Source organism: Formosa sp. S-31, from assembly GCF_051172795.1.
GTDB lineage: Bacteria > Bacteroidota > Bacteroidia > Flavobacteriales > Flavobacteriaceae > Formosa.
The window spans coordinates 65276-84577 of record NZ_JAENDK010000004.1; the positions used below are offsets into that span (position 1 = coordinate 65276).

The following is a 19302-nucleotide window of genomic DNA, read 5'->3' on the forward strand; positions in this document are numbered from 1 at the left end:
ATACATGAAAAAGGATATTGACATTCCTAAGGTTGAAGGTGTTTACGTAGCCGCTGTTAAGGTGTTTAATGAATCCTTGAACGTTGAGGAGTGGACGGCTTATATTGTGAACGATAAAGCAGTCGATTTAGATATGGTGCTGATTGTTAGTAAGGGCGCCTTAAAAGATAAGGAAACATCTTTAATGCGTCATAAACTGGATGCTTTACCGGCTAAAAGTTACGCTAAGATAGAATACCTTCAGGATGATGTTCTGGCCTTAAACAATACGTTTAAAGTTACTTTTTTTGAAGGCAGTACCATGTACGATAAAACCTTTGAGTTTAAAGCTAATACTATCAACGAGAAAGCACTTCAGGACATACCGGTAATCGGCGTAAAAGGGGTGTTGGTTAAGTAATTCTAGTCTAGTTTTTCTGTTAGTTTAGCAAAGGTCTTTTTCGGGTCTTTTCCTTCGTATAAAATTTCGTATACGGCATTTATTATAGGCACTTTGGTTTTGCGCTCATTTTTCTCATTCAATAAATGGGCACTTTTAGTAGCATAATATCCTTCGGCAACCATGCTCATTTCCATTTGTGCAGATTTTACCGTGTAGCCTTTTCCTATCATGTTTCCAAACATGCGGTTTCTGGAAAATACAGAGTAGCCGGTAACCAGTAAATCGCCCAGATATGCCGAATTATTAATGTTGCGCTTCATTTTATGCATTTTCTTAATAAAGCGTTTCATTTCGCGAATGGCATTACTCATAAGGACACTCTGGAAGTTATCTCCGTAGCCTAATCCATGTGCTATTCCTGCGGCAATGGCATATATGTTTTTGAGCATTACGGCGTATTCGGTGCCGACAATATCATCACTTATTTTAGTTTTTATGTAGTTGCTTGAAAGACTTTTGGCTATGGTCTTTGCCTTTTTGGAATCGGCACAGGAAATCGTTAAATATGATAAGCGTTCCAGTGCAACTTCTTCGGCATGACACGGTCCCGCAATTACTGCAATATTAGTAAACGGAATGTCGTATAAGTCATGAAAATGCTCGCCAACCAGCAAGCCAGATTCAGGAATAATACCTTTTACGGCCGATACAACAGTTTTAGACGTGATATCTGTAGTTAATTTTTGTAATTCACTATGCATAAATGCCGACGGAATGGCAAAAATAAGCACATCGGCATAGTTGGCAATTTCATTAATATCATTGCTTAATTTAAGCTGATCAATATGGAATTCAACAGAACTCAAATAATTAGGGTTGTGCTGCTCTTTTAATAAATGTTCTTTGGTATAAACGCTGCGCATATACCAACCGACTTCATCTAAATTCTCGCATAACATTTTTACTATGGCAGTAGCCCAACTTCCGGCACCAAAGACGGCATATTTTAATTCGTTATTCATAAAGTCAATCTAATGGGGTTCAAAAGTACAATAAATTCACGGTTCACATAATTAAAGAAATGTTATTAAAGCCGAAGTTTTAAACGAATATGTATGAAAAGGGTGATTAAAATCGAGGATTATTTACGAATCAGGAATTTTCTTTTCTCTTTTGTTTTTTATTTCAGATAAATGCAGTCCTTTTTCTCTGAAAAAACTTGTGTTTTTCGGGCTTCCTATGATTTGTGAGGAATACACTCCTGTGTGACCAGAAAATAAATAAGCTGTACTGCAGGCGATGGCTATAAATACGCCGGCTTCTATGCCAAATAACTCAATACCCATAACCGTACAGGCTATTGGTGTATTGGTTGCTCCGGCAAATACGGCTACAAATCCCATGCCTGCCATTAGTCCCATGGGTAATGGAATAAACCAGATTAAAACATTGCCCAGAGTGGCACCTATGTAGAATAACGGGGTAACTTCTCCGCCTTTAAATCCTGCGCCCAGAGTAAATGAGGTAAACAATAATTTAGCCAGAAAGTCGTAAGAATTCATTTTGATACTGAAAGCGTCTACGATAACCGGCACGCCCAGACCAATGTATTTTGTGGTGCCTATACTAAAAATTATAAGCGCCAGAATAATACCACCTATAAATGGGCGTAACGGCGGATATTTAATGTGTTTATTAAACAAGTTGCTCCAGAAATGAGTGGTTTTAGAAAAAAGCATCGCTACAAGTCCGAAAATGATACCAGCCAGTAAGGCCCATAATAAATTTACCGGATTCATTTCGGCAACCTGATTGATATGGTAATGCGTATGTGGGACATTCCAGATTTCACAGAAGTAATTTGCTAACACGGCGGCTAAAAAACTGGGTACTATGGCATCCAGACGAATACGACCCAGAATTAAAACTTCAATAGCGAAAATACCACCAGCCAGGGGTGTTCCGAATACTGAGGCAAAACCTGCGCTGATACCGGCAATTAAAATAATTTTACGATCTCGTTTGGAAAGGTTGAAAACCGCAGTGAATCGATCAGCTACAGCGCCTCCTATTTGTACAGCGGTACCTTCACGACCGGCAGAGCCCCCAAAGAAATGTGTTAATATGGTTCCGAAAAGCACCAAAGGAGCCATTCTGAAAGGGATAATCTTTTTGGGTGAATGAAATTCTTCCAGTAGTAAGTTGTTGCCTTTAACTACACTGTTGCCGTATAAATGATATGATAAGCCTATAATAAAGCCTCCTATAGGTAAAAGGGCAATAATCCATAAATGAGATTCTCTCCAGTTTGTTGCCCAGCTTAAACTGGTTAAGAAAAAGGCCGAAATACTGCCTGCAGCTGCTCCTATTAAGGTGCAAATCCCTAACCATTTTAAAAGATAGATTAAAGAAGGGATTTGTTCAAAATTGCTCAGCCTGCGCTTCATGGAGTTAAATGTCATAATCCCATTTTAAATTCTTGTTACTTAGGGAGAATGTGGTAAATTCTGAGTAACTGGTTAAAGTTAAATGTATAAATATGATCCTGAACAAAGTTAAAATAATAATTGACAAACAAACATGTAATTAATCCTACTTATTTCTATCAGAAAAATATGTAATCATCTGTTTTTTAGAATTTTAACAATACATTAGGATTGAAAAAGTAATTATGGTACGGTTTTTACCGTTGTAGGCATGCTAAGATTTATTTTAAATATCCCTGTCGGGGCGGCAAGACTTTTAAAGTATTGTTTAGTCTTGACAGGTGATTTTTAAGTGTAAGTTTTATATAGATGTAAATAAGATTTTTGGTTGGTTAATTAATTAAAACTGCTTGTAGGTTATAGTAATCTGTGAGCAGTTTTTTTATGTCTGATAACGACGGATTTAAACCCTGTTTTTAATTGGAATTGACTAAAGTTTTTTTAAACTTTACAATAGTGTTGAATTAACTGTTTAAATATAAATTAATTATGGGTTTATTTTCATTTATTAAAGATGCCGGTGCCAATATTTTTGGAATCGGAAAAAGTACAGCCGAGGAAGCTGCCGATGCAAAATTGGCCGCAGAAACTGCAGCAGCCGCAAAATTAAAAGAGACTGTTTCAGATTTAAGTCTTAAAGTTAGTGGATTGGATATCGTTATCCAGGGCGACCGGGCAACGGTTACCGGTGCAGCCTACGATCAGGCTACCAAGGAAAAGGTGGTTCTGGTAGTTGGTAATTCGGCGGGGATTGCTACAGTAGATGACCAGATGACGGTGGAAAATCCAGAGCCTGAAGCCAAATTTCATACAGTAGTTAGCGGTGATACTTTAGGTAAAATAGCAAAAACGTATTATGGTAATGCTATGAAATATCCAGAGATATTTGAAGCAAATAAACCGATGTTAAAAGATCCCGATAAAATATATCCGGGGCAGGTATTACGTATACCAGTCCTGGAATAAGTCTTATAATAGAACAAAAAAGCCACTTTTAAAGTGGCTTTTTTGTTATTTGTAAAAATTCATTTCGTCTATATAGTTCCATACAGGTGGAGCCAAAAGAGGCTTACAGTTTTTATGTTCTGAAATAGCTTTTCTAATAGCCGTAGAAGAAATCTCCATAATAGGAGCATTAACAGGGTGAATTTTCGGGTGATCTTTTAATTGAGTCTCTGTTACTCCTTCAGAAAGTCTTGGATATACATAAATGTCGTGTGCTTCTAAAATCAATTCATGATTTTTCCATTTATGAAAGCCTTTTAAATTGTCTTCTCCCATAATTAAAGAAAACTTGTGGTTTGGGTATTTTTCTTGTAAATGGACTAAAGTATTTATAGTGTAATTAGGTTGTGGGAGTTTGAATTCTATATCGCAGGGTTTTAGTTTTTCAAAGTCCTGAGTAGCCAAATACACCATTTCCAATCGGTGGTGATTGTCTAAAAGTGAACTCTTTTTTTTAAATGGATTATGAGGTGTAACGACCATCCAGATTTCGTCCAGGTCGCTGTATTCAGCCATATGGTTGGCAATTATAATATGACCCATATGAATGGGGTTAAAGGTCCCGAAATATAATCCGACTTTCATGAATATTAACTAGTGCTTTATAAAGTCTGCAACTGCTTTTTCTGCTTCTTCCAGTGCGTGTTCGAGGTTGTCGTTTTCAATAATGCGATCGAATAAAGGTGCCGTGGCTAATTCGGCAGAGGCTTTGGCTACACGCATATTTATCTTGTCTTCAGACTCTGTTTTGCGCTTTTTTAGTCTGATTTTTAATTCGTCTATACTTGGTGGTTTTACAAAGATAGAAAGGGTCTGTTCCGGGAATTTTCGTTTAATACGTAAGCCTCCGGAAACATCAATATCAAAGATCACATGTTTTCCTTTGGCCCAGATGCGTTCGACTTCGCTCTTTAATGTGCCGTAAAAATTATCGCGATATACTTCTTCCCATTCCAGAAAAGCGTCGTTTTTTATATTGTTTTTAAACTCTTCCAATGAAAGGAAATAGTAGTCTTTGCCATGGACTTCTTCTCCGCGCTTTTCTCTGGAAGTTGCAGAGATTGAAAATTCCAGATTAAGGGCGTCTATGCCTAATAAATGTCTTACTATAGTGGTTTTTCCAGATCCTGATGGGGCAGAGAATACGATAAGTTTTCCTTGAGACATGTTATAATACGTTTAGTAATTGTTCTTTAATTTTTTCCAGCTCGTCTTTCATCTGTACTACCAGTTGCTGCATAGGGGCATAGTTGCTTTTTGAACCGATGGTGTTTATCTCGCGTCCCATTTCCTGAGTGATAAATCCTAGTTTTTTACCATTAGAATCGGCAGAGTTTAAAGCTGAAATAAAGTATTCCAAATGGTTTTTTAAACGCACTTTTTCTTCAGTGATATCGTATTTTTCTATGTAATAAACAAGTTCCTGTTCAAAACGGTTTTCATCAACTTTTTCTTTTAGATCTTCCACACCTTTACGAAGACGGTCTCTCACGGCTTCTACACGCTCTGGATCTATGGCAATAACAGATTCTAATAAAGCTTCAATATTGGTGATTCGGTTCTTAAAATCCTGTTCCAGAACTTTACCTTCATCCAGACGATATTGAGAGATGGCATTTAAAGCATCCTGTACTTCTTTTAAAACAGCATTCCATTCGTTTTCATCAATTTCTTCTCTATCGGTTGTCAAGGCATCAGGAAAACGAACAGCCATTTTTAAAAGTTCAGTAGCATCACCGTCTACTATATCCTGTAATTGTTTTAGATATTGTTTAACCACAGGTTTGTTAATCTGAGTAGAGGTTTCTTCACCGGTAACTTCTACAAAAAGCGAAAAATCAATTTTACCACGCTCTAAACGATCAGCAATAATTTTTCTAAGTTCTAATTCCTTCTCTCTGTAGAATGAAGGCATACGCGTATTCAAATCCAGATTTTTACTGTTAAGAGATTTTATTTCTATTGAAATTTTTTTGGTTGGTAACTGTAATACCGATTTACCATAACCTGTCATTGAATATATCATAAGCGTATTTTAAAGTTGTACAAAGGTAATTAAAAGTAAAGGTTTAGAAAATACTATTTAATGTTATGCATGCATAATATAATTTTTTAAGTTTGTATATAAAATACTTAAGATGTACGTAAAGGAATTTGAAATACGATGGAGCGATACCGATGCTAACAGACATTTAGCTAATTCTGCTTATACTAATTTTATGAGTCATGCCCGAATGGCTTTTTTAATGGAGTATGGTTTTTCTTCTCAGGAATTGGGTAAATTTAATATAGGTCCGGTAGTGTTTTACGAACACATGTATTATTTTAAAGAAGCTTTTTTAGGACAAACTATTAAAGTGGGACTAGAAATTACAGGCTTGAGTGAGGATGGTAAGTTTTTTAAATTCGAACATAATTTTTACAATCCCAAAGGCGAAAATATTGCGCATTGTGAAATGTTAGGGGGCTGGATAAATCTAAAAGAAAGGAGACTTACAGAGTTACCTGGCGAATTATTGAAATTAAGTGAAATGTTCCCAAAATCCGAAGAATTTAAGGTGTTGACAAAAGAAGATACCCGAGTAAACAGTAAAATGCCTAAACCAATGAATATTTAAGCATTCTTGGGTTTTTTAGTCACCAGATAAACTCCTGTGAAAATTAAAGCAGCAGCGATAATTTTTACCGAATTAATTTGATCTGCTCCCAGAATTTGTGCAAAAATAGCCGCAATTACTGGCTGTATGTATACAAAAGTACTTACCGTCGAAGCACGTAACTGAGTTAAAGCTAAAGGATTTAAAACATAGGTGCCGTACGTTGCGAATACAATAACAAAACTTAAAGCAAACCAGATATAGTTCGGGAAAGTCTGCCACTGTATTTCTAATACGTCTTTGTAACTAAAGGGAGCAGTCATAATCAGACCAAACAAAAATAACCATTTTAAAAAGGTGAACGGATGGTATTTTTCGGTTAACTTTTTAATTATTATTAAGTAAATACTAAATGTGGTTGCGTTAAGCATAATTAGTAGATTTCCCAGGAAAATATTATCTCCAGAGTGCGTAGCCTTACCGTAAATGCTTAAAACAAGTGCACCGGCAAACCCAAGAAATATACCGGCAATATTGAGTTTGGACACTTTTTCTTTTAAATAGATTGCGGATAGTATTAAAACCACTATCGGAATAATAGTCATTATTACCGAAGCATGTATGGGAGTGGTGTATTCCAGGCCTTTAAAAAAGGATAGCATGTTAACGCACATCCCGAAAAAGGAAGCAGCTAAAAAGATTAAAAAATCCTTTTTGTCTATCTTTTGTTTTGGAACTAAAAAGTCGAATATCCAGAATAACAGGGTGGTGCCTATTAACCTTAGAAGAATAAAACCGAAGGGTTTTATGTAACCACCATCAATAACATCGTTGGCAAAAGTATAATTCAGGCCATAAAATATCTGTACGAAAAATGCCGCTATTAAGGCCAGCAGGCGTTTACTCATGAATAGCTAATTTAGCAGCAGCTACTGTTTTTTTGCTGTTTCCAATAAATATCTGATTGTTGTAAATAAGCACTGGTCTGCTTAAAAAAGTGTAGTGTTCCAGAATGTATTGCTTGTAATCGGCCGCTTCAAGATTTTGATTTTTTAAATCCATTTCCTTGTAAAGTTTTGCCCGCTTACTAAATAAAGCCTCATAACTTCCGGATAAACTATGTATCTCTTCCAGTTGCTTTACAGTTATAGGGCTTTCTTTTATGTCTTGTAAAACGACATCGTCCGGTAAGTTCAATTCTTTTAAAATTCTCATGCAGGTATTGCAGGTTTTCAGATAATAGAATTTTTTCATGGCTATTTAATTTACCTGCAAAATAACAGGTTTTAAACGAGGTATGCTTTATATTTATTGAAAATTTAAATGTGATGGATTTTATATTTAGTGTTTTAGAAAAATCCAGAGATATTTTTAAATCTCTCCTAGAGAGTCATACTCTGGACGAACTCAATACGATACCTCATGGATTTAATAATAACATAATTTGGAATATCGGGCATATTGTGGTAACACAACAAGTTTTAATGTATAAGTTGTCAGGGTTACCTGTGCCGATTTCTGAAACTCTTATTCAGAAATATCAAAAGGGAACCAAGCCAGAGCAGCCTGTAACTTTAGAAGAGGTAAATGAATTAAAATCTTTATTATTCACTACGCTGGAGCAGTCTAAAATGGATTATAAGAAAAGCGTATTTAAAACTTTTATGCCTTATACAGTGCAAACTACGGGGAATGCTCTGCGTACTTTAGAGGAAGCTATGCAATTCGCTTTATTTCATGAAGGCTTACATTTTGGTGTAGTTAAGGGTTTATCAAAGTCCGTTAAATTTTAAATACGAATCGGCTTCAGAAAACGGAATTACAAATTCTGTAATCCCTGTGGAATATGGAGCAATTTCATAACTGTTGTATAGTAGTGTTAGCCCATCAGGACTATAACCTATGTTTTGAGGAAGTACAAAAGTGTCAGGATCAAAATATAAGTCTTTTTTGTCCTCAATTTCTTTGTCGAAATAGGATTTAGCTAACTTTTTAAAGGACTCGAAGTCGGTAAACAATTTTTGGTTATCAAGGAGTAGGCCCGATTTCGCATCGAAATTTAAAAATGAAATTACGAGGATGCCATGTGCACCACCTGTATTGGTGTAGGATGTAAGTGCAATACTAAGCACTTCCGGAGACTGGAACATAACTTCGCCGTCTATTTGAGCTTCCCATTCTAAAGCTGTTTCTGGAAAGTCAGTTTTAAACTCAGTATAGGCCTTGTTAAATGTATTTATGTTTTTTTCAATATCGATATTTTGTATACTATCCTGGTTGGTTTGTAATGCCAGTGCTGTCTTTTCAAGCAGCGTACTATTAATATTTTTAGAAGCCATACCCGAGCCTATAGCTTCCGGGATATTTATTTCAACTATAGTGTTGCTGGCTGTTGTAATGTTTTTTTCTTCGAAAGCAATAGGTTTAAATTCTCTACTGCAGGAAAATAGAGTAAGACTGATAAGTGCAGCTAAAAGACTTGATTTTAAAGACATATCATTAATGATATTTACGGAATGACTGGTGTGATTTGTATTTTAATGAATAAAGATAATTAATTAAAATAAGCTGTTTTAATTAATGTAGTAAATGTATCCAAAATTAAACCAAACCTGAGAGTCTTTGTATTTATTGTAGCTCAGCTGGTGGTCGAGACCGTCTATCCAGTCGGTGTTGAAAAACTGCCATTTTACTTCAAACATAAAATCTGAAAAAGCATCCAGTTTGTATCTAACTCCTATGCCGGGCAAAATAGACATGGTGAAAAATGAAGATGTATCTATAGAACCATCTTCCCATGGACCGTAAAAATTATCAGGGTTTGTAATATCCTGGTCTCCATAATCTGTTCGGGCGCCCGGATTTGCATATGTACCGTGTACGCCAAAAATAAAATAAGGCGCAAAATGAAAGAACCGGTAATAAAAGTGCATTAAACTTAGGGGGTAATATTCGTAATTTATGCCGAAATCAAAATTGCTAGAAGTGCCGCGCTGGGCTCTTAGTTTTTCCGAATCTTCACTTATACGGTCGGGTGCAACAAATTTTCCGTAGTGTTTCATACTGGTTTTGTTGTAGGCAATATCGGCTCTTAACTTGGAGTGTTCCAGAAAGTGTTTTCCGAATTTACTAAATCCGCGACCCCATTCCATCGGGTTCAGATCGTACATAAGGCCTATTCCAAAACCTATATTGCTTTTGTTGGTATCGTGATCGCCTCGCAGGCCAAAATCTCCTCGCATTTGAACAGGTCCTGTGTATAACCCGACTTCATGACCTGTTTGAGCAAACGAGGTATAGGAAATCGCGCTTAAAAATAAGAGGATTAATGGTTTAAGGTTGTTTAGCATTTTATAGGTTAATACATAACAGCAGGTCTTTAGAAGATGTGGGTATTAACAAATATAAAAAATAGGTGCTGAGAATCAAATAAATCGCTTGGAAATGTTAAAAATACAAAAATGATTTTTTTCATTACGAAATTAAATAAAAAAGCGTTGGAATTTTAAAGATAATGTATATTTGCACTGTTAAATGATTACAAATTTGATAGTATCATAATTTCTATAAAAATGAAAAATAAAATCGATGCATTTTTAAAGCTTGTTTCAGAGAAGGATGGTCATGAACCAGAGTTTTTACAGGCTGTTCACGAAGTTGCAGAAACTGTAATTCCGTTTATTGAAAATAATCCAAAATATAAAGATAAAATGCTGTTAGAGCGTATGGTAGAGCCAGAACGCACTATCATTTTTAGAGTGCCTTGGACAGATGACCAGGGGAATACTCAGGTTAACAGAGGGTTTAGAGTTGAATTTAATTCGGCTATCGGACCTTACAAAGGGGGGCTTCGCTTTCATCCATCTGTAAATTTGAGCATCTTAAAATTTTTAGGTTTCGAGCAAACTTTTAAAAATTCGCTAACGACTTTGCCTATGGGTGGAGGAAAAGGAGGAAGTGATTTCGATCCAAAAGGAAAGAGCGATAATGAGGTTATGCGTTTTTGCCAGTCTTTTATGTCGGAATTAAGTCGTCATATCGGCCCGAATACAGATGTGCCAGCTGGAGATATAGGAGTTGGTGGCCGTGAAATAGGGTATTTATTTGGTCAATATAAAAGATTAAGAAACGAATTTACCGGAGTGTTAACCGGTAAAGGTTTATCTTATGGAGGATCTTTAATCAGACCGGAAGCAACAGGTTATGGTACTGTATATTTTGCTAAAAATATGCTGGCTACAAAAAATGAGTCTTTCGAAGGTAAAACAGTTGTAATTTCAGGATCTGGTAACGTAGCACAATATGCGTGTCAAAAAGCTACAGAACTAGGAGCTAAAGTAGTTACTATGTCTGATTCATCTGGATACATTTACGATGCAGATGGTATAGATGCAGAAAAATTAGCTTTCGTTATGGAACTTAAAAATGAAAAGCGCGGACGTATTAGTGAGTATGTAGATACTTATCCTTCGGCTACATTTTTTGCCAATGAGAGACCATGGGGAATAAATTGCGATATTGCTCTTCCATGTGCAACTCAAAACGAATTAAACGAAAACGAAGCAGAAGCACTTGTTGCTAATAACATAATTGCTGTGGCAGAAGGTGCTAACATGCCTTGTACTCCAGAAGCAATTGCTGTATTCCATAATGCCAAAGTATTATTCTCTCCGGGTAAAGCATCTAATGCTGGAGGTGTTGCTACTTCTGGTTTAGAGATGAGTCAGAATTCATTACGTCTAAACTGGACCAGAGAAGAGGTTGATGCTAAGTTACACGATATTATGAATAATATTCATGAAGCATGTGTGACTTACGGAACGGAAGAAGATGGTTATGTAGATTACGTAAAGGGAGCAAATATAGCCGGTTTCGTAAAAGTTGCCGATGCTATGTTAGCACAAGGTGTAGTGTAATAAAAAGCTAAATCTTAATATAAAAAAACCTTCAGTATCTGCTGAAGGTTTTTTTTGTTATATAAGTGTATTGTTTAAATATTTTAAAACTTCCGTGTGCATATCGTCGGTATAATTTAAATGGGTAACTAACCTGAGTTTACCTTGTCCCATATCACTGATTAAAATATGATCAGCGGTTAGTTTTTGAATAAAACTTTTGCTATCAATAGTGTCCTCCAGTTCAAAAATAACAATATTGGTCTCGGTAGGTTCTACTTGTTTGATGTAGGAAAGGGTTTTTAGATGCGAAGCGAGTTCTTTTGCTTTCTTGTGGTCTTCTTCCAGTCGTTCTATATGGTGTTCTAAAGCATAAAGTCCGGCAGCTGCCAGATAGCCGGCTTGACGCATGCCTCCGCCAAGAATTTTCCGAATACGCAAAGCATGTTTCATTAATTTTTCATCACCCACAAGAACTGAGCCGATAGGGCAGCCAAGGCCTTTGCTCAGGCAAACTGAAATGGTATCGAAGATGGCTCCATATTGTGCCGCAGTTTCTTTTTTGGCAATTAGAGCATTCCATAACCGCGCACCATCCAGGTGATATCCCAGATTGTAATTGGTACAGATCGATTTTATTTTTTCTAATTCTTTGTAATCCCAGCAGGCGCCTCCGCCTTTGTTCGTGGTATTTTCAATCTCAACCAGAGAAGTTAGCGGACTGTGGTAAAATTCAGGAGGGTTAATGGCTGCTTCTACAGCTTTGGCAGTAAACATGCCGCGATTACCGTCAAGCAATTTGCAGGAAACGCCACTGTTAAAAGAGGCGCCGCCTCCTTCGTAATTGTAAATATGGGCATATTTATCGCAAATGACCTGTTCTCCAGGTTGCGTGTGTAGCTTTATAGCTGTTTGATTTGCCATGGTGCCACTAGGAAAAAATAAGGCATGCGATTTTCCGAACATGGATGCTATCTTCGATTCCAGAGCGTTAATTGTTTCGTCTTCCTTATAAACATCGTCTCCTACTTTGGCAGCAAACATAGCTTCAAGCATGTCGGAAGTTGGTACCGTTACGGTATCGCTTCTTAAGTCTATTTTCATTGCATTGTGCAGTTTTTTATTTCGAGGTCTTAAGTTACATAATAGAATACAAGGAATTTCTGTTTTGTTAATTTAAAATGATTTAGGTTCTAATTTTATATTGCATTATTCGTATTTAAAAGTCTGAATAATTGATTTTATTTTTATGTATTGCGTTTATTAATAGGTTTTTAGTGGTAAAATTCTTAATAATTATGATTATTTTAGGGAAAATGGAATTACTATGAATGCAGGAACCTTTAAGCATCTATTTTCTGAATATGATCAGAAATCAGAGTTTTTTGATGAAATTTTCGATAAAGATCATAAGGTTAGACCCATGTATGATAAAATTTTTGAATTGTACAGCGGGCATCCCATAGAGGATTTTATGAATCTGCATAACAAATCAAAATCATCATTTTTTGATCAAGGGGTTACTTTTCAGGTGTATAATGAGGGGAGTGGCGGACAGGAAAAAATATTTCCATTCGATTTGTTTCCCAGAATCATAGATGCAATGGAGTGGCAAACAATCGAGCAAGGGGTCTTGCAAAGAAGTAAGGCCTTAAACTTATTTATTCGGGATGTTTATCACGAAAAACATATTTTAAAGTCAGGTATCGTGCCTTTTGAGTTAATAAATTCGTCGTCTAATTATCTGGGGCAGATGATGCGACTCGATCCGCCTGGAGGTATTTATAATCATATTTCAGGTACCGATTTAATAAAACATTCCGATGGGCAGTACTATGTTCTTGAAGATAATATAAGATGTCCTTCCGGAGTGAGTTATGTTGTAGGGAATAGAAATGCCTTAAAGCGTGCTTTATTCGGGGTGTTTAATCATTATCAAATTCATACGGTTACCAATTACGGAGAAAATTTACTGGAGATTTTAGAATCGGTAAAACCAAAAGGTGTAGATATTCCAAATTGTGTCATATTAACACCGGGGGTATGTAATTCGGCGTATTACGAGCATGCTTTTCTTGCTAAAACCATGGGAATTCAACTGGTTGAAGGTCGTGATTTAATAGTTGAAAATGATTTTGTTTATGTGAAAACCATTCGTGGTCTTAGAAAAGTAGATGTCATTTACAGACGTGTGGATGATACGTTTCTGGATCCTTTGGTGTTTAGACCCGATTCAGCGCTTGGTGTTTCCGGTTTGTTTGAAGTATATAAGAAAGGAAATGTAACTCTTGTGAATGCTCCTGGAACAGGAGTGGCAGACGATAAGGCCATTTATACTTACATGCCTGAAATTATTCAGTTTTATCTAGGAGAAAAACCAATTTTAAATAATGTGCATACGTATCATTGCAGCAGAGCTGATGATTTAAAATATGTGCTCGAACATATTTCTGAACTGGTCATTAAACCCGTGGATGAAGCTGGTGGATATGGCATCTCCATCGGGAATAAATTAACAAAAGCTGAAATTGAGGCTGTAAAAAAAGTGGTGCAGGAACATCCTAGAAAATACATTGCACAGCCTATAATGTCCTTGTCTGTACATGCAACTTATATAGAGGAAACAAAATCTTTTGAGCAGCGCCATGTTGATTTAAGGACGTTTACGCTTTTGGGAGATAAAAAGGAATTCGTTCTTAAAGGAGGCTTAACACGAGTTGCTTTAAAGAAAGGGAATTTAATAGTAAATTCATCTCAGGGTGGGGGCTCCAAAGATACCTGGGTACTTAAAAAGTAAAAGAATATTTATGTTAGCAAGAATAGCGAATAACTTATTTTGGATGGGACGATATATAGAGCGGGCAGAGCATTTGGCCCGTTTTATTAATGTTAATTATTTTTCTTCCTTGGATGCTCCGGATAAACTGTCCAGAGACCGGCAATTTGTTTTACACTCAATCTGTGAAATGGTTGGAGGGATAGAGTGTGACAAAAAAAATCTGGTAGAAGAAGAGGTGTTATTTAATGCGGTTTTAAATCCTGAAAATCCAAATTCTATATTAAATTGTGTAAAATATGCTAGAGAGAATGCAAACACTTCTCGTGATTTGGTGTCTTCGGAGTTGTATGAAGCTTTAAATAAGTTTTATCACTTTGTCATGAACTACCCTAAAGACTATTTTAAACAGCGGGGTTTGCACGATTTTACCTCACATGTAACAAATCAGACTTCTGTATTAAAAGGTAAAATGCGAAGTACATTGTTGCATGACGATATTTATTCTATAATCAAGGTAGGGATAAATATGGAGCGTGCTACACAGGTAACCCGTATTATAAAAGCGAAATACGAAGATGTTGAGCAAACGGTAGAAAAGAAAAAGAAAAACCCGATGAAAAACAGTTTCGAGTGGATTACTTTATTAAAATGTGCAGGAGCTTACGATTTAAATAGAAGATTGTATAAAAAAACACCAACACAGTTAACGGCTTTAGAGTTTTTAATTGTAAATCCACATTGCACAAAATCTGTAATTTACAGCTTGCATCAAATGAGTAAATATATAAACAGGTTAGATCCTGCAAAAGTTAGCTCGAAAGAATCGGCTGCATTTTTAATAAACAAAATGCATTGCGATTATAAGTATAAAACGGTAGAAGAAGTGGAAGGCGATGTTAAAGGATTTATAAATCAAACGTTGTCTACTTTGGTGCAAATTGGGACGAAACTGGAAAATGAATACTTCTATCTTTAGTTTTTTAATTCTGACTGTTTTAACTGTTTGTGATTGTATTATTTGAGGTTTAGAGTCAGTAATATTAAAGCTTCCGATTTCCTTTTTGGAAAAAGTATAGTACTTTTGAATAAAATTTCAGATTATGATAACTACAGATCAGATTAAAGATCTTTCACGTCGCCTTAATGCGTTAAGGCAATATCTTTGACATAGATGTCAAACTTATAGAAATACAAAACGAAGAAGAGCAGACCTTCGATCCTAATTTCTGGAACGATTCCAAAGCCGCAGAGGCGATAATGAAATCGTTGCGTGTTAAAAAGAAATGGGTAGAAGATTTTAATACAGCTCATACGCTATTTGGAGATCTAGAGGTGTTGTTCGAATTCTATAAAGAAGGAGATACTACACTCGAAGAAGTAACCGAACAGTTTAATAAAACTCAGGACTTTTTAGAGGATATCGAATTTAAAAATATGTTATCCGAAGAAGGCGATGCCTTAAGTGCTGTGCTTCAGATTACAGCCGGAGCAGGAGGGACTGAGAGCTGTGACTGGGCAAGTATGTTAATGCGGATGTATCTTATGTACGCCGAGAAGAACGGATTTAAAGTAAAAGAGCTCAACTATCAGGAAGGTGATGTTGCAGGGATAAAAACCGTAACTCTGGAAATTGAGGGTGACTTTGCTTTTGGCTGGCTGAAGGGTGAAAATGGTGTGCATCGACTCGTGCGAATCTCTCCGTTTGATAGTAATGCCAAGCGACACACTAGTTTTGCTTCGGTTTACGTGTATCCTTTGGTAGACGATACTATAGAAATTGAAATTAATCCGGCCGATATTGAAATCACTACAGCGCGTTCCAGTGGTGCTGGAGGGCAGAATGTTAACAAGGTGGAAACCAAAGTACAGTTAACGCATAAACCTACAGGAATCCAGATTTCATGTTCAGAAACACGATCGCAGCACGATAACCGTACACGTGCATTACAGATGTTAAAGTCTCAGTTGTATGAGATTGAGCTTCAAAAGCAAATGGAAGCCAGAAATGATATCGAAGCAGGGAAAATGAAAATTGAATGGGGAAGCCAGATTCGCAATTATGTTATGCATCCTTATAAATTGGTTAAAGATGTGCGTACTGGTCACGAAACAGGAAATGTAGATGCCGTGATGGATGGAAATGTAGAGCCGTTTTTAAAAGCCTATTTAATGATGATGGGACAAAAAACTGAAGAGTCAAATAATTTATAAATTCTAGTGCTATGATTAAAATTTATCATAATAACAGATGCAGTAAATCGAGGGAAGCATTGCAGCTTCTCGAAGCTTCCGGAAAGCCTTTTGAAGTGATTAAATATTTAGAAGATGTACCTACAAAGGAAGAACTGGAACAGATAGTCGATCTATTAGATATCCGCCCAATAGATTTAGTTAGAAAGAACGAATCTGTGTGGAAAGAAAATTTTAAACAGGAAAATTTATCGGATGAAGCATTAATCGATGTCATGGTTAAGTATCCAAAATTGATTGAGAGACCGATAGTTGTAAATGGGGAGAAAGCCGTTATAGGCAGGCCCCCGCAACAGGTTTTAGATATTATTTAAAAAATTTAAAAATCACTTTGATGACTAATCAAAGTGGTTTTTTTCTATTTAACATAGTTTTAACGAAACGCGACTAAACCTAATTCTATTTTAGCGGTCTTATCTTCAAAAAAATAGAATACATGAATCTTAGAAAATTAGTTGCTTTTAAATTGCTGTTCTTACTCTCGGCCTTTTGTGCTCAGGCCTATGCGCAGAGAGAGGTAAATATTAAAGGAAAAGTAATAGAAGCAGAAACAGGGCAACCTCTGGAATACGCCACTGTAGCCTTTTTAAATCCCGCAGATAATAGTGTTGTAACCGGTGGAATTACCGATATGGACGGGCATTTTAATATTAAAGTTGCAGCAGGAACTTATAATATTTCTTTTGAATACATTTCTTTTAAAAAACAAATTCTTAAAAGCAGAAATCTGACGGGAGATTCTAATCTGGGGACTATTTCTTTACAAATGGATACTGCGACGCTGGATGAGGTAGAAATTATTGCCGAAAAAACTACGGTGGATATAAAGCTGGATAAGAAAATTTATAATGTAGGGCAGGATTTAACTGTAAGTGGCGGAACAGTTAGTGATGTCTTGGATAATGTGCCATCGGTTTCTGTAGATGTTGAGGGAAATGTGGCGCTTAGAGGAAACGAAAACGTTACGATTTTAATAAACGGAAAGCCATCGGGGCTGGTTGGTTTAGATTCTACTGAAGCCTTACGTCAGTTACCGGCAGATGCAATAGAACGCGTAGAGGTAATTACATCACCTTCGGCCAGATACGATGCAGAAGGTACAGGGGGAATTTTAAATATTATTTTACGTCGCAGTAAATTACAAGGGTTTAATGGTTCTGTTACCGCAAATGGCGGGTATCCTAATACTGCCGGGATTTCCGGAAATATAAATTACAGAACTGGAGCGTTTAATATTTTTAATACAACAGGATATTCTTATAGAGAAGCTCCAGGTAATTCTACTACTAAAACAGAATATTTTAATGAAGAGTTTGACGACGATGGAAATCTTATAGAAGACCTGCCAAACACCTATTTAAATGAATACAGAGATTTTGATCGTATTAGAAAAGGGCTGAATACCAATTTAGGTGTAGAGTGGTATGTTACAGACAATACGTCGATTACAACTGCTGTATTTTATAGAAAAAGTGATAACGAAAGTAATACTGCAAACAAGATTTACGAGTTGAATAATTCGGGAGATATAATAAACAGAACCTTAAGATTTGATCCGGAAAAGGAAGACGACCATACGATGCAGTATTCCTTAAATTTCGATAAGCAGTTTGATGATAAACCGGGGCATAAATTAACTTTTGAATTTCAGTTGGAGAACTCTGAAGAAGATGAAAACTCTTTAATTTCAGAAAATGGAGTCGATACTGAAAAAGTAAGAACACTGGAAAAACAGGATCGAATCTTATTGCAATCAGATTACGTGTTACCAATAAAGGAAAACGGGCAGTTTGAATTTGGATATCGTGGGAATTTTAATAAACTAGATACAGATTACAGTCTGGCATTTAGAGAAAACGACGATTTTGTAGAAGACGAGAGAGTGAGCAATAATCTGGTGTATACTGAGCATGTTAATGCTTTATATTCGCAATATGGGAATAAAATAAAGGAAAAATTCTCGTTTTTATTTGGGCTTAGAATGGAAGCTACAAGAATAATAATCGATCAGGTAACCAGTGGAGATTATGAAAAGAAAAATTATGTTGGACTTTTTCCTACAGTAAATCTTGGTTATGAGATTTCAGAAGACCAAAGTATTATGTTAGGGTATAACAGACGTATACAAAGACCGAGATCTCGTTTTATTAATCCTTTTCCATCCCGTAGTAGTGCCACGAATCTGTTTCAGGGAAATCCAGACTTAGATCCGAGTTATTCTGATGCGGTTGATTTAGGATATTTAAACGACTTAGGAAAATTAACTTTGAATACTTCTGTGTATTATCAGCATGCTACCAATGTGTTTACGTTTATTACTGAAGCTACAGGAGAAACCGTAATCGTTGGAGGAACAGAAGTTCCGGTTATTAGAAGAGGTCCTGTAAATTTAGCGACTAATGATCGTTATGGTTTTGAATTTACAACTACATATAAGCCAACTAAGAAATGGAATATGAATGCCAATTTTAATTTCTTTAATTCTATAACGCGAGGAGATTATAATGGAGTTAATTTTGATGCTGATAATTTGAGTTGGTTTATCCGTTTCAATAACAAGATAACCTTACCAGCCGAAATTGAGTGGCAAACCAGAGCTATGTATATGGGGCCTAGCGAAGATGCTCAGACAAAAAGAGATGGTATGTTTTCGGTAGATCTTGCTTTTAGTAAAGATGTGTTTAAAAAGAACGGTTCTATTACATTTAATGTGAGTGACTTGTTTAATTCCAGAAAACGTCAGATGGTATCAACTACAGATACTTACATTAGCGATAGTGAATTTCAATGGCGTCAGCGCAGTTTTAATTTAGCATTTACGTATAGAATAAACCAGCAAAAGAAAAGACAGGAACGCGGTGGTCGCGGAGAAGGCGGCGATGATATGGATTTTGAAGGTTAAAAGTTC

20 protein-coding genes are annotated in these 19302 nt (G+C 36.2%); 10 read left to right on the forward strand and 10 right to left on the reverse strand.

The features are described 5' to 3' along the window. Positions 1-4 precede the first annotated feature (4 nt). Entirely contained in the window at positions 5-400 is a 396-nt protein-coding gene (locus I3217_RS06045; RefSeq protein ID WP_435048857.1) for a hypothetical protein, read from the forward strand. A 2-nt stretch (positions 401-402) separates the two neighbouring features. Here I3217_RS06045 and I3217_RS06050 read toward each other — a convergent pair whose 3' ends face one another. After that, positions 403-1404: an NAD(P)H-dependent glycerol-3-phosphate dehydrogenase gene (locus I3217_RS06050; protein WP_435048858.1), complete on the reverse strand. Its 1002-nt coding sequence runs from the start codon at positions 1402-1404 to the stop codon at positions 403-405. A 123-nt stretch (positions 1405-1527) separates the two neighbouring features. Then, positions 1528-2844: a voltage-gated chloride channel family protein gene (locus tag I3217_RS06055; RefSeq protein WP_435048859.1), complete on the reverse strand. Its 1317-nt coding sequence runs from the start codon at positions 2842-2844 to the stop codon at positions 1528-1530. Between the two features lie 513 nt (positions 2845-3357). Between I3217_RS06055 and lysM the strand changes: the two genes are divergently transcribed. Further along, positions 3358-3834, forward strand: coding sequence for a peptidoglycan-binding protein LysM (gene lysM / locus I3217_RS06060; RefSeq protein WP_435048860.1), 477 nt, complete (start codon positions 3358-3360; stop codon positions 3832-3834). A gap of 45 nt (positions 3835-3879) precedes the next feature. Here the strand turns inward: lysM and nadD are convergent, their stop codons facing one another. Genes nadD through I3217_RS06075 form a run of 3 tightly spaced genes read right to left on the reverse strand, consistent with a single transcriptional unit; the run spans position 3880 to position 5899 of the window. Continuing rightward, positions 3880-4458 (reverse strand): nicotinate (nicotinamide) nucleotide adenylyltransferase, encoded by a 579-nt coding sequence (nadD, locus tag I3217_RS06065; protein WP_435048861.1) that lies wholly within the window; start codon positions 4456-4458, stop codon positions 3880-3882. Between the two features lie 9 nt (positions 4459-4467). Next, complete coding sequence (gene gmk, locus I3217_RS06070; protein ID WP_435048862.1) at positions 4468-5040, reverse strand: guanylate kinase; 573 nt, start codon at positions 5038-5040, stop codon at positions 4468-4470. A gap of 1 nt (position 5041) precedes the next feature. Beyond that, positions 5042-5899, reverse strand: a complete 858-nt coding sequence (locus I3217_RS06075) for a YicC/YloC family endoribonuclease (protein ID WP_435048863.1) — start codon at positions 5897-5899, stop codon at positions 5042-5044. Positions 5900-6011: 112 nt separating this feature from the next. On the opposite strand from I3217_RS06075, the gene I3217_RS06080 reads away from it, so the two are divergent. Next, entirely contained in the window at positions 6012-6491 is a 480-nt protein-coding gene (locus tag I3217_RS06080; protein ID WP_435048864.1) for an acyl-CoA thioesterase, read from the forward strand. Here the strand turns inward: I3217_RS06080 and I3217_RS06085 are convergent. Both I3217_RS06085 and I3217_RS06090 read right to left on the reverse strand, forming a co-directional pair. Beyond that, positions 6488-7378: a DMT family transporter gene (locus I3217_RS06085; protein ID WP_435048865.1), complete on the reverse strand. Its 891-nt coding sequence runs from the start codon at positions 7376-7378 to the stop codon at positions 6488-6490. The genes I3217_RS06080 and I3217_RS06085 overlap by 4 nt on opposite strands. Further along, complete coding sequence (locus tag I3217_RS06090; protein ID WP_435048866.1) at positions 7371-7724, reverse strand: arsenate reductase family protein; 354 nt, start codon at positions 7722-7724, stop codon at positions 7371-7373. The genes I3217_RS06085 and I3217_RS06090 overlap by 8 nt, the downstream gene beginning before the upstream one ends. 74 nt (positions 7725-7798) lie before the next feature. Here I3217_RS06090 and I3217_RS06095 point away from each other — a divergent pair, with 74 nt between their 5' ends. Further along, positions 7799-8263 (forward strand): DinB family protein, encoded by a 465-nt coding sequence (locus tag I3217_RS06095; protein WP_435048867.1) that lies wholly within the window; start codon positions 7799-7801, stop codon positions 8261-8263. Here I3217_RS06095 and I3217_RS06100 read toward each other — a convergent pair. Together I3217_RS06100 and I3217_RS06105 are read right to left on the reverse strand one after the other, a co-directional pair. Next, a complete protein-coding gene (locus I3217_RS06100) occupies positions 8243-8965 on the reverse strand; it encodes a DUF3298 and DUF4163 domain-containing protein (RefSeq protein WP_435048868.1) in 723 nt (240 codons plus the stop codon). The genes I3217_RS06095 and I3217_RS06100 overlap by 21 nt on opposite strands. A 78-nt stretch (positions 8966-9043) precedes the next feature. Next, on the reverse strand, positions 9044-9820 hold the full coding sequence (locus I3217_RS06105) for a THC0290_0291 family protein (protein WP_435048869.1): 777 nt from the start codon (positions 9818-9820) through the stop codon (positions 9044-9046). Between the two features lie 222 nt (positions 9821-10042). Between I3217_RS06105 and gdhA the strand changes: the two genes are divergently transcribed. Beyond that, positions 10043-11386, forward strand: a complete 1344-nt coding sequence (gene gdhA / locus I3217_RS06110; protein WP_435048870.1) for an NADP-specific glutamate dehydrogenase — start codon at positions 10043-10045, stop codon at positions 11384-11386. A gap of 57 nt (positions 11387-11443) precedes the next feature. Here the strand turns inward: gdhA and I3217_RS06115 are convergent, their stop codons facing one another. Then, positions 11444-12469: a threonine aldolase family protein gene (locus I3217_RS06115; RefSeq protein WP_435048871.1), complete on the reverse strand. Its 1026-nt coding sequence runs from the start codon at positions 12467-12469 to the stop codon at positions 11444-11446. Positions 12470-12692: 223 nt separating this feature from the next. Between I3217_RS06115 and I3217_RS06120 the strand changes: the two genes are divergently transcribed. The 5 genes from I3217_RS06120 to I3217_RS06140 all read left to right on the forward strand — a co-directional run bounded on the left by I3217_RS06120 (position 12693) and on the right by I3217_RS06140 (position 19296). Further along, the gene (locus I3217_RS06120) at positions 12693-14162 is read left to right on the forward strand and encodes a circularly permuted type 2 ATP-grasp protein (protein WP_435048872.1); all 1470 of its coding nucleotides are present in this window, start codon (positions 12693-12695) and stop codon (positions 14160-14162) included. Between the two features lie 10 nt (positions 14163-14172). Further along, positions 14173-15120, forward strand: a complete 948-nt coding sequence (locus I3217_RS06125) for an alpha-E domain-containing protein (RefSeq protein WP_435048873.1) — start codon at positions 14173-14175, stop codon at positions 15118-15120. A gap of 124 nt (positions 15121-15244) precedes the next feature. Next, positions 15245-16355, forward strand: a protein-coding gene (gene prfB, locus I3217_RS06130; protein WP_435048874.1) for a peptide chain release factor 2 whose coding sequence is annotated in 2 segments (ribosomal slippage) — positions 15245-15307 and positions 15309-16355 — 1110 coding nt in all. Because the reading frame shifts where the segments join, the coding sequence is not laid out codon by codon here. A gap of 11 nt (positions 16356-16366) precedes the next feature. Further along, positions 16367-16708 carry an arsenate reductase (glutaredoxin) gene (gene arsC, locus I3217_RS06135; protein ID WP_435048875.1) on the forward strand — a complete coding sequence of 114 codons (342 nt, stop codon included), beginning with the start codon at positions 16367-16369 and terminating at the stop codon, positions 16706-16708. A 122-nt stretch (positions 16709-16830) separates the two neighbouring features. Continuing rightward, a complete protein-coding gene (locus I3217_RS06140; protein WP_435048876.1) occupies positions 16831-19296 on the forward strand; it encodes a TonB-dependent receptor domain-containing protein in 2466 nt (821 codons plus the stop codon). Positions 19297-19302: the final 6 nt, after the last annotated feature.